This window comes from Tistrella sp., from assembly GCF_002684955.1.
GTDB classification, from domain to species: Bacteria; Pseudomonadota; Alphaproteobacteria; order Tistrellales; family Tistrellaceae; genus Tistrella; species Tistrella mobilis.
On sequence record NZ_NYWI01000051.1, the window covers coordinates 91491 to 105333 of the forward strand.

General features: G+C 70.2%; 13 protein-coding genes. 5 read left to right on the forward strand and 8 right to left on the reverse strand.

Annotated features, from left to right (window positions below; translation table 11 throughout):
* Positions 1-47: 47 nt before the first annotated feature.
* Positions 48-563 (forward strand): flavin reductase family protein, encoded by a 516-nt coding sequence (locus tag CMO28_RS17015; protein ID WP_296715463.1) that lies wholly within the window; start codon positions 48-50, stop codon positions 561-563.
* 112 nt (positions 564-675) lie between these two features.
* Positions 676-1134, forward strand: a complete 459-nt coding sequence (locus CMO28_RS17020; RefSeq protein WP_296715465.1) for a hypothetical protein — start codon at positions 676-678, stop codon at positions 1132-1134.
* Positions 1135-1172: 38 nt separating this feature from the next.
* Here the strand turns inward: CMO28_RS17020 and CMO28_RS17025 are convergent, their stop codons facing one another.
* A complete protein-coding gene (locus CMO28_RS17025; RefSeq protein ID WP_296715466.1) occupies positions 1173-1679 on the reverse strand; it encodes a DUF2147 domain-containing protein in 507 nt (168 codons plus the stop codon).
* A 187-nt stretch (positions 1680-1866) separates the two neighbouring features.
* Between CMO28_RS17025 and CMO28_RS17030 the strand changes: the two genes are divergently transcribed.
* The 3 genes from CMO28_RS17030 to CMO28_RS17040 all read left to right on the forward strand — a co-directional run bounded on the left by CMO28_RS17030 (position 1867) and on the right by CMO28_RS17040 (position 4597).
* On the forward strand, positions 1867-2439 hold the full coding sequence (locus CMO28_RS17030) for a histidine phosphatase family protein (RefSeq protein ID WP_296715468.1): 573 nt from the start codon (positions 1867-1869) through the stop codon (positions 2437-2439).
* Between the two features lie 263 nt (positions 2440-2702).
* On the forward strand, positions 2703-3962 hold the full coding sequence (locus CMO28_RS17035) for an MFS transporter (protein ID WP_296715469.1): 1260 nt from the start codon (positions 2703-2705) through the stop codon (positions 3960-3962).
* Positions 3963-3985: 23 nt separating this feature from the next.
* Positions 3986-4597 carry a hypothetical protein gene (locus tag CMO28_RS17040; RefSeq protein WP_296715471.1) on the forward strand — a complete coding sequence of 204 codons (612 nt, stop codon included), beginning with the start codon at positions 3986-3988 and terminating at the stop codon, positions 4595-4597.
* Here CMO28_RS17040 and CMO28_RS17045 read toward each other — a convergent pair.
* The 7 genes from CMO28_RS17045 to CMO28_RS17075 form a co-directional block, all read right to left on the reverse strand.
* Positions 4581-5486 carry a class I SAM-dependent methyltransferase gene (locus CMO28_RS17045; protein WP_296715472.1) on the reverse strand — a complete coding sequence of 302 codons (906 nt, stop codon included), beginning with the start codon at positions 5484-5486 and terminating at the stop codon, positions 4581-4583. The two genes, CMO28_RS17040 and CMO28_RS17045, sit on opposite strands and share 17 nt — an antisense overlap.
* Entirely contained in the window at positions 5483-6643 is a 1161-nt protein-coding gene (locus CMO28_RS17050; protein ID WP_296715474.1) for a M50 family metallopeptidase, read from the reverse strand. The genes CMO28_RS17045 and CMO28_RS17050 overlap by 4 nt, the downstream gene beginning before the upstream one ends.
* Positions 6640-9021 carry a lantibiotic dehydratase gene (locus CMO28_RS17055; protein ID WP_296715476.1) on the reverse strand — a complete coding sequence of 794 codons (2382 nt, stop codon included), beginning with the start codon at positions 9019-9021 and terminating at the stop codon, positions 6640-6642. The genes CMO28_RS17050 and CMO28_RS17055 overlap by 4 nt, the downstream gene beginning before the upstream one ends.
* The gene (locus CMO28_RS17060) at positions 9018-9872 is read right to left on the reverse strand and encodes a hypothetical protein (RefSeq protein WP_296715477.1); all 855 of its coding nucleotides are present in this window, start codon (positions 9870-9872) and stop codon (positions 9018-9020) included. The genes CMO28_RS17055 and CMO28_RS17060 overlap by 4 nt, the downstream gene beginning before the upstream one ends.
* Positions 9872-10789 (reverse strand): DUF692 domain-containing protein, encoded by a 918-nt coding sequence (locus CMO28_RS17065; RefSeq protein ID WP_296715479.1) that lies wholly within the window; start codon positions 10787-10789, stop codon positions 9872-9874. The genes CMO28_RS17060 and CMO28_RS17065 overlap by 1 nt, the downstream gene beginning before the upstream one ends.
* 65 nt (positions 10790-10854) lie before the next feature.
* Positions 10855-11484 carry a LysE family translocator gene (locus CMO28_RS17070; RefSeq protein ID WP_014744576.1) on the reverse strand — a complete coding sequence of 210 codons (630 nt, stop codon included), beginning with the start codon at positions 11482-11484 and terminating at the stop codon, positions 10855-10857.
* 83 nt (positions 11485-11567) lie between these two features.
* Complete coding sequence (locus CMO28_RS17075; RefSeq protein ID WP_231889549.1) at positions 11568-13631, reverse strand: B12-binding domain-containing radical SAM protein; 2064 nt, start codon at positions 13629-13631, stop codon at positions 11568-11570.
* Positions 13632-13843 lie beyond the last annotated feature (212 nt).

Consider the following 13843-nt stretch of genomic DNA (forward strand, 5'->3'; position numbering starts at 1 on the left):
ACACTGCAAGGCCGGCCTGGTGCCGGCGGATCGCGTGCGAGGATGGGATGACCGACACCCTGAGATGGGCGCTGCAGGGCAGCCCGGCCGATGGCGACAGCCGCGCCTATCGTTCTGCGCTCGGGCGCTTCGCGACCGGGGTGACCGTGGTGACCTGCCGCGATGCCGCGGGCCGGCCGGCGGGGCTGACGGTGAATTCCTTCACCTCGGTCTCGCTGGACCCGGCGCTGGTGCTCTGGTGCCTGGAGCGGACCTCCCCCAGCCTGAACGCCTTCACCACCAGCGGCCATTTCGCGATCAACGTGCTGGATGCCGATCAGCAGCCGCTTTCGGACCTGTTCGCCGACCCCGAGGCCGACCGGTTCGCCGGGCTTGCGGTCGAAGACGGGCTGGGCGGCGCGCCGCTGCTGCCGGGCTGTCTGGCACGGTTCGAATGCGCGCTGCATGCGCTGCATGACGGCGGCGACCATGTCATCCTGGTCGGCGCCGTCCGGCGCTATGCCGAACGGCCGGGCAATCCTCTGCTCTATTTTTCTGGAGAGTATGGCCGGCTCGGCGTCTGACGGCGGATGGCGTTCCACCGGCGTATGCTGTCACGCAAGCGTCACACTTGTCATGGCGGGGGCCAAGGCCGACATTCCTGTCCAGGACGAGGGTGTCGAGGGGAGGCAGGGCATGCCAGATCGTGACTCGGTCCTGGCGGCGCTGGTGGCCGACGGCCAGTCGCTGGTTCACGACCAGCTGCCCGATCTGATCGGGCTGGCCGAGACGGTGGCGACCGTTGCGCGCGACGATCCGCGCCACCCGGCGGGGCTGGTGGCGGCACTGATCCGGGTCAGGACCCTGCTGATCGACCAGCTGCGCACCGAGGCGGGGATCGTGCACCCGCTGATCCGCCTGGGCGGCAGCCCGATGCTGGCCGACATGATCCGGGGCATCCAGGCGGGCCAGGCGGAGATCGAGCGGGAACTTGACCGGATGCTGTCGATGACCGACGGCCTGAAGCCGCCGCCGGACGTGACGCCGTCCTGGGCGGCGCTCTATGTGGCGATCGGCGTCATGGCCGACAGGATCCGCCGTCGCCATGCGCTGGCCCGCACCGACGTGTACGGGCCGCTGGTCGCTGAGGCTTAGCCTTCGCGGATCCACGCTTAGCCGTCGCGGATCCGGGCCTAGCCCTCCCGGATCCACGTCTGGCTGCGGCCGAACAGCGACAGGCCGATGAAGCCGCGGACCTCCAGCGTGTTGCCGTCGGGCGAGAGCGTCATCTTCGCGTCGTAGATCTCGCCGTTCTTGGGGTCGAGGATTTCGCCCCCCTCGTAAGCCAGGCCGTCGCGGACCAGCCCGGTCAGGATTTCCATACCGGTGATCTTCTGCCCGGCGCGGGTGTCGGTGCATTCATGGCAGACGGGATCCGGATCCTCGCCCGGCTCGCGGAAGAGTTTTTCGATCCGGCCGTACCAGCGGCCGTCCCGCTCAAAAATTCTGACCAGAGACCGCGGCTTGCCGGTTTCGTCGTCGATCGTCCGCCACAGCCCGGCGGCATCGGGATTGCCGTGCCCGGCCTGATCGTCGGCAGACTGGGCCAGGGCAGGGTGGCGGCCGGCGGCAAGAGCCAGGGGCAGGGCGGCAAGCCCGGCCAGCAGCAGGCGTCGGTTCAGAGGGGCGGAAGAGGGCATGGAACAAGGGCCTCCGATGGGGGATGGGCGGTCGGCACAGGCCATCATCCTATGATTGAACGGCGGCGGCAATCCTGACGGATCGGCAGGTTCCGGCCCGCTTGTGCATCCCCGGGGTTGCAAGCGTCATCAAAGCGCAGGCAGGCTGGCGCCATAACAGATACGGAAACGCCCGGGAGCCCGCCAGATGACCAGCCAGACCACACGCCTGCTTTTCGTTCGCCACGGCACCGCCACCCGCATGACCGAAGAGCTGCGCGACCCGCCGCTGGCGCCGCGCGGCCGCGACGAGGCGGCGGAAACCGCGGCGCATCTGGCAGCGCTGCTTGCAGACCAGCGGCCCCGGCTGCTGGCGAGCCCGCTGGCGCGCACCACCGAGACCGCGACCATCATCGGTGCGGCGCTGGGGCTTGCGCCCGAACCCGCGCCCGCCTTTGCCGAGATCCCCTGGACCGACGGTCAGCCGGTCGTCTCCCGCGCGGCCGACATCAAGGACTGGCTGGGGCGCGGCTGGGGCGACATGCCGGCGGCACAGCGCGCCTGGGCGGCCGGCGTGGTAGAGGCGGCCCGGGGCCTGTCGGGGCTGGTGGTCGTGGTGTCGCATTTCGTGCCGATTAACGTGCTGGTCGGCCATGCCCGCGGCAGTGACCGGGTGCTGGAATTCCGCCCTCGCCCGGCCTCGGTCACCATCTTCACCGCCGGGGCCGACGGCCTGGCGGTCGAATCGCTGGGGGCCGAAGACGAGAGCCTGTTCGCCTGATCGGACCCGCCTGCGGAGGCCGGTTGCGCTGCTGCGCGTCGTGCGTGCGTATTTTACAACCACATTCGACCATTGAAGCGCACCCGGCTTCGCGCGATACTGCGCCCCAAGAAGCAATGAGAAACATGGCGCCGGCTCGACAGGGCAGGACCAGAAGACGCCATGCCGCCTGGAACACCGGAGAGCCAGAGCCCGATCAGCGGACCTGGCCGGCTGGGGCCGGCCGGGCCGGGGATCCGGGCCCGTGTGGAGGAGACGACGCCATGAGCGTGGCGCGCGGCACCGCAGGCGGTGTGTCCAGAGGCGGCGATGACGGGCGGATGCCCCGGTCGCTCGCCCTGATCGTGATTTCGGCAGGCTGCATCCTGGCCCTGTCCATGGGGGTCCGGCAGAGCCTGGGCCTGTATCTCACCCCCGTCAGCGAGGCGATCGGTACCGGGCGCGAAGCCTATGCGCTGTCGCTGGGGCTGATGAATCTGATGTGGGGCCTGTTCGCGCCGTTCGCCGGCGTGCTGGCCGACAAGCGCGGCCCCATGGCCGTGGGGCTCGCCGGCGGCGCAGTTTATGCCGTGGGCGTGGTCTGGCTTGCCTTTTCGGGCTCGGAACTCGAACTCGCCGGTGCCGGCATCCTGATCGGCATCGGGTTGAGCGGCGCGGGCTTCACCGTCATCCTGGGTGCGGTGGGACGCGCGGCACCCGAACGCTTCCGCGCCTCGGCGCTGGCGCTGGCCAGCCTGGGCTCGTCGCTCGGCCAGTTCGTGGCGCTGCCCTATGCCCATGGGCTGACCGATGCCGCCGGCTGGTGGTGGAGCCTGGTGATCCTGGGCATCACCTCGGCGCTGATGGTGCCGCTGGCGCTCGGGCTGATGGGGGCGTCGAAGGCCGGCGACCCGATCGTCTCGCGCCAGACCCTGGGCGAGGCGGTGCGCGAGGCCTTCAGCACCCCTGGCTTCTGGCTGCTGAATGCCGGCTTCTTCGTCTGCGGCTTTCACCTCGCCTTCATCAGCGTGCATCTGCCGGCCTATGCCGCGGATCGCGGGCTGGAGCCCTGGGTGGCGACCGCGGCACTCACCGCCGTGGGGCTCGGCAACATCTTCGGCACTTATGGCTTCGCCAAGCTGGGCACAGTGATCCAGAAAAAGGACGCGCTGGCGCTGCTTTACACCATCCGGGCGTTCATCTTCCTGGGGTTCCTGCTGCTGCCGCTGTCGCCCACCCTGGTCATCACCATGTCCTTCCTGCTGGGCCTTACCTGGCTCGGCACCGTGCCGCTGACCAGCGGGCTGGTGGCGCATATGTTCGGGCCGGTCTATCTGTCCACCCTGTTCGGCCTGGTGTTCATGGGCCATCAGGTGGGCGGCTTCCTGGGCTCGTGGCTCGCCGGGCGGATCTTCGACATGGTCGGGTCTTACGATCCGGTCTGGTGGCTGTCGGTCGGGCTGGGCCTGATCTCGGCCCTGCTGCATATCCTGATCCGCGAACGGCCGGTCGAACGGCTGCGCGCGGCCGCCGCCACCGCCTGACGCCAACGCCGGAGGGGTTCTGCTTGCATCCTGCCGCACCCGTCGTCCCTGACCTTTCGGTCCTGCAGTCCCTTCCGCCGCAGACGCGGCTGGAGGGGCTGCGCGCCGAAATCGCCGCTGCCCGCATCGTCGATTGCGGGATGGTCCATGAACGGGTGCTGCGGGCGGTAGACGGGCAGACGCCGCTGCCCTCCGACCTGCCGAACGGGGTGGTGCGCGCGGGGCTCTGTCCGATGCCGGTGCGCCGCCAGCGCCTGGCTTGCAGCCATACCACCGCCCGGGTGCGGATGATCGAGGCGGTCCGCGCACTGCAGGATGTGGACGATCCCGCAGCCGCCACCCTTCAGGACCGTCTCGGCGAACTCGATGCCCGGATCGGGCGCATCGACCATGCCCGCGGCGATGCCGAACTGGCCCATGCGCTTGCCTGCCGCGATGGCGATGCGGCGACGCGGGATGATGCCGCGGCCCAGATCGCCCGGACCGGCCAGCAGTTCACCCGGGCGCTGGCGGAACTCGACGCCCTCAGATCCGATCTGCTGGCCGCGATGGACCGTCAGCTGGCGAAGACCATTGCGGCGGGGGGCGTCAGCTCGCCGGGGATCAGCCCGCCGGGGATCAGCCCGTCTGTGTGACCGGTTCCGGCGCCATGCGCGGCGCCAGGGTGCAGAGATGCCAGGCGATCGGCGCCTGCCAGACGGCGGCATCGTCGCCGCGCGGCAGAACCCGGTCCAGCACGCCAGGCAGGGCGGCATCCAGCCTGGCCTGCAGGGCGGCTGGGGCGCGCAGCCGGGCCGCAGCGGCAGTTTCCGCCAGGGCGTCGAATTCGCGCCAATAGCCGGCGGCATCGCCGATCCCGGCGGTGGCGGCGCCATCCTCGATCGCGACCAGCTCCAGCCCGGCCGGGGCGGCGAGCGCCGCCAGCCCGTCCGGATCGATGTCGAAGGGGCCCGCCTCGCCGGCGGGGCGGGTGAGATCGGGCAGCACCTTGCCGAGCAAGGCGGCCCCGGTGCCGATCAGCCGGCAGCGGGCCGGCCTGTCCCAGAGCTGCACCAGAATATGGCCGCCGGGCGCCAGCAGCCCGGCCATCGCGGTCAGCACCCCTGCCGGATCGGGCAGGGTCCAGAGGCCGCGCAGGCAGGTGATCAGATCAACCACACCCGGCTTCAGCGCCGGCCGCGCGGCATCGGCGACGAGCCCGGCAATGCCCGGCGCCCGGATGGCCGCCAGAGGGCCGGCCGCGATGTCGCTGGCGATCACCAGGCGACCTGGATTCGTCAGGGCCGGCTGCGCCAGGGCGCGTGCGAGCGCCCCCTGGCCCGCCCCCAGATCCATCACCACCCCGTCGGCCCCGGCCAGACGATCGGCCACCGCCGCCATGTGGTCGAGCAGGGCGCCTGCCGCTTTTGGTCGGATGGAGCCCCGGTCCTCCAGCAGGGCCCGATCCTCCAGCAGGGCATGGACGCCGTCCCAGTGGGCTCGGCTGCCATAGGTGGCGGGGTTGGCAGGAGAAGGGGCGGTCATCGGATCAACTCCAGCATCATGCCGCCCAGCCACCAGGCCATGCCGACCCAGATCCCCGCCCAGCCGAGGATGGTGCCGAAGGCGACGGCCAGCAGCAGCGGCCCGCGTCCGGCGGGCAGCGATGCCGGCAGGGCAGGGGCCGGCAGCCCGACCGCCCGGCGCAGATGATCGAAGGCCCGGCGGCGCAGATTGGGCAGGCGCAGCACCTCGACCAGCATCAGATAGCCATCGCCGTTCAGCACCGGCAGCAGGGTGACGGTGGCGCCGAACAGCCCGGCGGCAGCCAGGATCACGCCGCCCGAATGCAGCGGACTGCCCATGGGGGCGGCCATCATCGCCGCCAGCCCCAGCCCGGCCAGGGCCTGGCTGGCGAAGGGGCCGGCCAGGATCGCGACCATGCGTGACCCCATGGCCAGCGCCTCCCAGTCGCGCCGGTCGGGGCGGGTCCAGGCGAAGGGCATCAGGAAATAGATCGCGAACCCGGTCTCGCGCACCCTGACGCCAAGGGCCCTGCAGGCAAGCGCATGGCCGCCTTCGTGCAGGAAACCGCTGGCCAGCGTCACGAGATAGAGCAGCGGCAGCATCCAGCCGGTCAGCGTCGCCGATGCCTCGTCAAGGAAGCGCCCGCCCATCACGACCAGCAGCGCCGGGGTTGCCAGTGCGGCCAGGGTGACCACCCCCAACAGCCCCATCCGCACCGCGCGCGGCCAGGACAGCAGCCGGTCGAGCAGCGGTTCGGGGTGGACCACACCCAGCCGCTGGATGACCAGATGGTGGAGCAGGGCGAAATCGAAGCCGGTGAAAGGGTCGCGGGCGCGGTTGCCGCGGCCGTCGATCTCCAGCAGGCCCAGGCCCAGAAGCTTGGTTTCGAACCGCATCAGCTTGGTCGCATCGGCGCGAATGCCGCGCGCCGCCAGCCGGGCGGACAGGGCGTTGAAACTCGACTGCCCGTCGAAGACCCGGGCGACTTCGAATTCGGCCGGGCCCAGCACCCAATGGCCATCGCCCGCGGGATCGGTGATTTCGATCCGCCGGCCGCGGGTGGGATCGGTGATCTCGGCATGTTCGAACCGGGCGGGAAAACAGCCGCGGGCGATCGCGGCGCCGGCGCTCTCAGCGGCCGTTGTGTCGATCTCAGGCGCGGTCAGCGTCGTCATGCCGGGTCTTTCCTGGGGGCTGCCGGGCGAAGCCGGGTGCTGAGGCGGAATTCTGCCGTCACCCGGCCTTCCGGGCCGGCATCGAGCCACAGCTCGTCCGGACCCGGCGACATTTCAGCCAGATCGATCGGCTCGTCGCGGTCGAATAGCCGGGCGAGCATTTCCGCCCCCTGAGGGGCATCGAGCAGGATGCAGACCGGTTTTGGCTCTCCGGGCGCTTTGGCGAAGATCGCCGGCGGCAGGCCCAGATCCCGCGCCCAGCGGCGCATGGCCCGGAAGGCCTCGGCATCCTCGGCCGGCTTGCCGCCGGGGCGAGGGTCGCCGGCTCTGATCCGCCAGCTTCGCCGCTTGACCACCAGCCGGCCCAGTACCAGCCGCGGCGCCAGATGCCGCCCGGTCACCGCAGAGGCGAGCGTGAACATCGCCCGGTGCAGGGCCGTGCGGGTCAGCGTGCCCAGGTCGTCATCCTGTCCGCAGCGGCTTTGGACGCGCAGCGTGCCGTCCGCCGCGCGCCGGACCCGGACCTCCGCCGCCCGGATGCGCCGGCGCGGGCCGGTCGCGGCATCGCCGGGCAGGGCGATGTCGATGAAGCCGGGGTGTTCGGGCCAGTCGATATGCGAACGCTGGTAATGCCGGCCGTCATCGGCCAGGCCCAGCCGCGCCGGCCTGGCGGCATCCGCCAGCGCCCAGCCGGCCGCCAGATCGGCCGCCCGGTCCGGATCGGGGCAGAAGGGCATGGCCACCGGCTGCACGGCGGTGGCGACCGCCGGGTGCACCTCGCCGATCACCAGCCGCCAGTCGCCGCGGATGATCGCCGCGGGGCTTGCCGCCGCAATCATCAGATCGGGCGAGGCGATGTCGAGGCCGAGGGTGACCGGCCGGGGCGCATGCGGCAGCAGGCGGCGGACGGCGGTTTCCACCGCGTCGCCGACATGTGCGATATCGACCGGGGTGAGGGCGATTTCGTCTGTGGCGGCATCGATGGCCAGCCGGTCCCAGGCCTGGCGCAGCACCGGCTCGATCACCGCCACCGCGGCGGTCGCGAGATCGGCCGAGGGGGTGGCGGCCAGCAGGCGGACCAGATCGACCGTTCCCCCGGCATCGGCGGCGCCGTCATGCACCAGCCGGTCGAAGGCCTGTGCCTGACCATCGGCGATCAGCATGGCCGCGGCCGTCGCCACCCGCCGGTACAGGTTCAGCACCGGGGCCAGATCCGGTTCGGCGGCCTTGAGGAACGGCCCGCCCAGAACGACATTGCCCGCCCGGGCGCAATCTTCGTAGACCGGCTGACGGCCGACATACATCCGGCCGTGGTCGCGCTCGCGGTCGGCGCCGGCGGCGGCCAGCAGGGCGTGCAGCCGGTCCAGGATCGCCAGCCGGTCGCGTGGCCGCCCGGCCGCGGCGGCGAAATCGCGGGCACCGGCCTCGATCGCGGCGATGCGATCCAGCCAGAGGTCGGCGGCCGGAGTGCCGATCCGCCCCAGAAGTCCTGCCAGATGATCGAGCGGCCGGCGGCTGCCGGGCGCGGGCGTCAGCGCCGGCAGCAGCACCCGCCGGCCGACCAGCATGTCGATGGCGGCGGCCGCGTCCCCGGTCGCTGCGGCGGCGGCAAGCTCGGCGGGCCGCGCAGGCCCCAGCCGCATGGCCGCGCGCACCACCGCGGCGACCCGGGCGGGCAGGGGGGTGCTGCGATCGACCGGCAGGTGCAGCCGGCCCGCATCATCCAGCGTGCAACCGGGGTTGAGGATCAGCGGCAGCTGCCCCGCCAGCGCCGGATCGGCGGCCACCGCTTCGGCCAGGGCCTCGGCCACCCAGTGTTCGATCACCGTGATCCGGTCGCCGATCACCCGGTCCGGATCGCCGGTCACCTGCAGCGCGGTTTCGGATCGGGGATCGATCCGCCCCCAGGCGACGGGGCCGAAAAAGCTCGCGGTGTCGTTCTTGGCCGCGAAGCGCTGCAGATAGCTCCAGGCCAGACGCAGCTTCTGGCGGGCGCGCTTGCGCGGCTGATCCAGGTTTTCGGCCGCAAGTTCGGCGATGCGCGCCGGCGCGTCGCGGTTGGACAGAAACAGCGCCTCTTCCGCCATGGCATCGCCGAGCGCCGCAACCAGCCGTCGCCGGGCATCGGCCGCGGCAGGAGCGAAGGCGGCGGCGCGGGTATCGGGCGTGACGGCCGGATCATCGATCATGGCCAGAATGTCCGCGTCCAGACAGGCGCGCCGCAGCCGGGCGAAGCCGAAACCGGCGCCACGCATCCAGAACAGCGGAAACCAGTCGATGGCGGGCAGGTCGCCAGCGGATGCCTGGTCTGTGGTGGCGACCTGATCTGCGGTGGCGAGACGGGTGGCGGATGGGGCCGGGCGGGTCGCGACCGTCATGCCCCCACCACCGCGCCGCGTTCGGCCAGCTTGCCCAGCAGGGCCGCATCCTGCGGGCCGGCACCGCCAAGCCGCCGGGTGAGTGCCGCGGGGCTGAGCGGTCCTTCTTCCAGGGCCGCCAGCATCAGGGCCCCCCGCGGTGGCAGCGCCGAGACCTTGGGCGCGGCGGCCAGATCGGGCATGGCGACCAGATAGGCGGCCGGCCGCGCCGGCAGATCCTCGCGGCCCAGCGTCGCAGAATTGCGCAGCCAGGGGGCCAGATCGTGGGCAGTGGTGACGGCCACTGCGCGGCCGGTGAGGCCGACATGCCCTGCGGGCACCGCCGGTTGCGGCGGCGCATCGGCAAGCCGCATCAGCAGCCCGGCCGTGGCGCGGTCGAGCGCGATCAGGGCGCGCAGCCCTGCCGGGGCCTCGGTCGCGGGATGGGCGGCCAGATGGTCCAGGATCCGGGCGCAATAGCCCACGACGAAGGGGCCGTCATCCTGCCAGCGATCGGCTTCGAGGAAGCCTTCGGCCAGCTCGCGCAGGTCCAGCCCCTTGCCCTTCAGCGCCCGCATGGTCAGCGGTGCCGCCGTTTCCAGCGCGTTCTGCACCGATCCGGTCATGCGGAAGCGGTAGTTCAGAATGAACATGCGCGTCGGCTTGGGTGTCGCGGCATAGGCACGTACCGTGGCCACGCCGTCATCGTCCAGGCCGAAGCGGCGGCCCAGCGTCCGATCGTCGATCGCGGGATCGAACATCGCCTCGGCCAGCGGCGCTTCGCGCAGGATCCGCCGCCAGGTGGCATAGACCGTGGCGGCGGGCAGCCCGGCACCGGGGATGGGGGCGGCGGGCGGGGTCATGGCCGTCATCACGCGATCTCCCGAACCGGCGGCACCACGCCATGGCGGCGCGCGGCCGCATCCCAGGCCGCCTTGGCGCGGGCCAGATCGGCAGCGATCATCGCCTCGTCTTCCGCCCCGCCCAGTTCCCGGGTCTGGGGATGATGGGCGCGGCCCTGGAATTCCAGGATCACGGCCGAAGGCAGGGCCCGGGACAGCACCTGGTCGAGCATCGCCCAGACCGGTTCGGGCACCGTGCTGTCATGCCAGTCGTGGTAGAGCCCGTCATACCAGGATCCGCCGGCCAGATGGATGCAGACCACCCGGTCGAGCGGGATGGTCGCGAGATAATCCTCGGCGTCGTAGCCGGCCAGATTGACCGAATTGGTATAGACGTTGTGCAGGTCGAGATGCAGCCAGGTGCCGGCGCGATCGACCAGACGGGCCATGAATTCCGCCTCGCGCATCATGGCCCCCGGGGTCGGCATGTAATAGGCCGCATTTTCATGCGCCAGCGGCATGCCGTAGATCTCCTGCAGCCGCCGCGCCCGGTCGGCGACCCGGACGAGTTCGGGGGAGGAGAACTGAACCGGGCTGGACCAGATGTCGAGCCAGGAGGCGTCGCCGTAGAAGCAGTGATCGCCGACCCAGGGGCTGTTGATCGCCCGGGCCAGCGCCACATGGCGGCGCACGGCGGGCGTGTCTTCCAGCCGGCCGAAGCCGAATTCGCACCCGTAATTGGAATGGGCGAGCAGCGGCTTCGCGGCACCCAGCGCCTGCATGCGCCGCTCCTGGCCCGGGCGGAAGATCCAGGGGCTGTCGAGCGGCCCCATGATCGCATCCAGCAGTATCTCGAACAGGTCGACCGGCTGGGTTTCGAACGGAAACCAGTCGAGGATTTCGGGATTGTACTGCAGGCCGACGCCGAGCGGTGCGGGCTTGTCCATCGGGGAGTCCTTAAGGGTTGATCCCGGGGAGGTTGATCCTGGGAAGGCCTGGCTGCGCTGCAGCGTCAGCCCGCCACGATGGGAATGAGAGAGGCGACCAGCAGGACCGCCATGACGGTGTTGAAGATCCTGACCGCCCGCCTCGTCGCAAGCAGCCGGCGGACCGCGACGCCGAAGCCGGTCCAGATCACCGCGGCCGGCACGCAGACCAGAAAGAAGATCAGCGCGATGATCACCGCCTGAACGGTGGGGTTGTTGGCCGCCGCGCCATAGGCCCCCATGGTCGCGACCGCCATCGTCCAGACCTTGGGGTTGACCCATTGCAGCAGGGCCGCCTGGAGCGCGCCCACCGGCCTGCCCTCGGCCTGTTTCAGGTTCTGGTCCAGCCCCTTGGGCTCGGCGCTCGCGATCTTCCAGGCGAGCCAGAGCATGTAGGCGACACCGATCACCTCGATCGCGATCCGGGTTGCGGGCACGGTTTCAAGAATGGCGCCCAAGCCCAGCCCCACCGCCAGGATCAGCAGGGGGGCCCCGAAGCAGATGCCGGCCATCGCCGGCAGACTGCGCCGGAAGCCGAAGCTGGCGCCCGAAGTGGTGAGCAGCACGGTGTTGGGGCCGGGTGACAGCAGGGCCACGATCGCGAAGGTCACGACCGGCCAGACGAAGTCGAGCGAGGGTGGTTCGATGGGCGGCACGGGGGCGGCTCCGGCGCGGGTTGGATGGATAACCCGAGGTTGATCCATCCGAACCCGGAGTGCAATACGAGCGATGCGATGCCTCAGCTGCCGGTCGCTTCGGCGACGATGCCGATCTTCACCAGCTTGGAGAGCACCGGCGCCAGCCCGGCGCCGGCCGCGGTGTCGCGCCGCGCCGCCTCGATCAGCCCGGCCATGCGGCCGCTGATCCGGTAGGAGATCGGCACCAGAACCCCCTGATGGCCGGCCTTCTGGGTGAAGGCGACGTAACTGTCCGTTTCGTCCATATCCATGATGTCGATGTCGCCGCGACCATGGGCCCCCATGATGAAGCCCGGAATGTCGAAGCGGCTGTGCATCAGCTCCACCCGGATGGCGAGTTCCCCCGCCCCGCCGCCGGCCGACAGCGCCGGCAGCGGCGTTTCGGCAAGCCCGCCCACGGCCACGCGGCCCATGGTCACCTCGTAGCGGAACAGGTCGTGCAGCCGGTCGCGGATCGACGGATCGGTGATGCCGGCATCGGGCAGAAGCCGGGTCTGGATGAACTGCTCGAAGGGTTTCGACAGGTCGATCGCCCGCCAGCGTCCCTCCGGCCGGTTGCCGGCATAGATGCTGCCCAGGATCCGGTCGCGGCCCGCCCAGTCGACGAAGCGGCGGATCAGGTCGCTGAAGCCGTCGACACCCAGCTGATCCTTCATGGCCAGCAGGCATTTGATGGTGGTGCCGTGGAAGTGATAGAGGTCGGCCACCGCAAAGCCGAAGGTCTCCACCCAGGCCATCTGGTCGAGATTGAGCCATTTGGTCTCGTAGACCATGTGGTTCGGTTCTCGCATATAGCGGATCTCGTGCTCCTGGGCCTGCCGCTCGAATTCCGAGCCGGGCAGGATCGAGAGCCGGAAGGCCTGGATGCGGTGCGGGCTCAGCGAGTAGCAGAAATCCACCGTCTGCATGAATTGCGGGATGCCGTCGCCCGGCAGGCCGTAGATGCAGTCGATGATCGCCGAGGATTTCAGCTTGTCCGACAGCCGGTTCCAGGCGCGGCGGAAGCGGTCTTCGGTGAAGGGGCGGCGCATCAGCTTCGCCGCTTCCTGGCTGGCGCTCTGCAGGCCGAATTCGAAGGTGACCAGCGGGTTCAGCCGCACCAGCTCGTCCATCACCCGGGCCAGGTTGTCGTCGATGATTTCGAGCTTCAGCTCCAGCAGCAGGCTGAAGGGCTGGACCCGGCCGTCGCGCAGATGCTCGACCAGGATTTCCAGGATCCGGGCCGCGCGTTCCTTGCGCATGTTGAAGGTGCCGTCGCAGAACATGATGTGCGACGGATGATGCGAGAGGATGTTGTGAAGCTCTGCCTCCACCCGCTCCATCTCGTATTCGCGCACGCCCTTGCTCTCGCCCCAGATGCAGAAGGAACAGCGATAGGGGCAGCCGCGCGAGGCTTCGTAGAGGAAGGCACCGCCATGGGGCAGCTCGATCCCGCCCAGATAAGGCGAGGGGATGTCGTTGATGTCTTCGATCAGCGCGGCCTCGGCGGTCTCGTGATAGGCCGTGCCCGCGGGCACGCGGCCGCTGCCGTCGAAGATCAGGAAGTCGTCGGTGTTGCCGTCGGGCGCCATATAGGCGATGCCGCCCACGGTCGAGAGCTTCGGGCTGCCGTCGAGGAAGGAATTCAGCAGGTCGCGGAAGGTGACCTCTGCCTCGTTGCAGACGCAGATATCGGCGCAGCGCTCGCGGTCGAAGACGAAGGGCACATAAGACCCGCGGATCTGCTGGCCGCCGAAGATCACCACCGTCTGCGGCCACAGCTCCTTGATCGCCTTGGCGGCGCGCAGCACGAATTTGATGTTCCAGATATAGCAGGAGAAGCCGACCACGTCGAAATTGTGGGTCTCCTGCCATTTCAGCAGGAAGAACAGCTGCGCCTCTTCATCCATCAGGGATTTGGGCGTGGCGGCACAGTGTTCGACGAAGGTGACACGCTCGGCGATCGCGGGCGTGCGCCGGGCATAGGTCACCAGGTTCCACAGCGCGAGCGAGGTGTCGGCTTCCCAGTTATAGGCGACGAGACCGACGCGGAGGGTCGGCTTCGCGCCGAAGCCCGCAGAGGCCGCGGTGGCGGTGCGGGCGATCATGGTATCGGGCATGTCCATCCCCTGATGATCCGGAGACAAAAGGTCCGGATCCTGGCTCATTCGGAAATGGCCGGTCATGCGACGGGGCGGCAGCGACGCGGGAATTTACACCGGGGGTCACGGGGGTGCACCGGCCGGTCGGCGGACATAACGAGAGCGCTCCGTGCCTGCGCGGTATGCGCAAGAGCACGGCCGGATCCTGTCGTCGTCATGTCGGAGCGGGCCGGTGT

Excerpts from the sequence above, each read along its gene's own strand:
- CMO28_RS17020 (WP_296715465.1), top strand. The coding sequence starts at position 676 with ATGCCAGATCGTGACTCGGTCCTGGCGGCGCTGGTGGCCGACGGCCAG.
- CMO28_RS17045 (WP_296715472.1), bottom strand. The coding sequence starts at position 5,486 with ATGACCGCCCCTTCTCCTGCCAACCCCGCCACCTATGGCAGCCGAGCC.
- CMO28_RS17035 (WP_296715469.1), top strand. The coding sequence starts at position 2,703 with ATGAGCGTGGCGCGCGGCACCGCAGGCGGTGTGTCCAGAGGCGGCGAT.
- CMO28_RS17060 (WP_296715477.1), bottom strand. The coding sequence starts at position 9,872 with ATGACGGCCATGACCCCGCCCGCCGCCCCCATCCCCGGTGCCGGGCTG.
- CMO28_RS17065 (WP_296715479.1), bottom strand. The coding sequence starts at position 10,789 with ATGGACAAGCCCGCACCGCTCGGCGTCGGCCTGCAGTACAATCCCGAA.
- CMO28_RS17015 (WP_296715463.1), top strand. The coding sequence starts at position 48 with ATGACCGACACCCTGAGATGGGCGCTGCAGGGCAGCCCGGCCGATGGC.
- CMO28_RS17050 (WP_296715474.1), bottom strand. The coding sequence starts at position 6,643 with ATGACGACGCTGACCGCGCCTGAGATCGACACAACGGCCGCTGAGAGC.
- CMO28_RS17030 (WP_296715468.1), top strand. The coding sequence starts at position 1,867 with ATGACCAGCCAGACCACACGCCTGCTTTTCGTTCGCCACGGCACCGCC.
- CMO28_RS17075 (WP_231889549.1), bottom strand. The coding sequence starts at position 13,631 with ATGGACATGCCCGATACCATGATCGCCCGCACCGCCACCGCGGCCTCT.
- CMO28_RS17055 (WP_296715476.1), bottom strand. The coding sequence starts at position 9,021 with ATGACGGTCGCGACCCGCCCGGCCCCATCCGCCACCCGTCTCGCCACC.
- CMO28_RS17025 (WP_296715466.1), bottom strand. The coding sequence starts at position 1,679 with ATGCCCTCTTCCGCCCCTCTGAACCGACGCCTGCTGCTGGCCGGGCTT.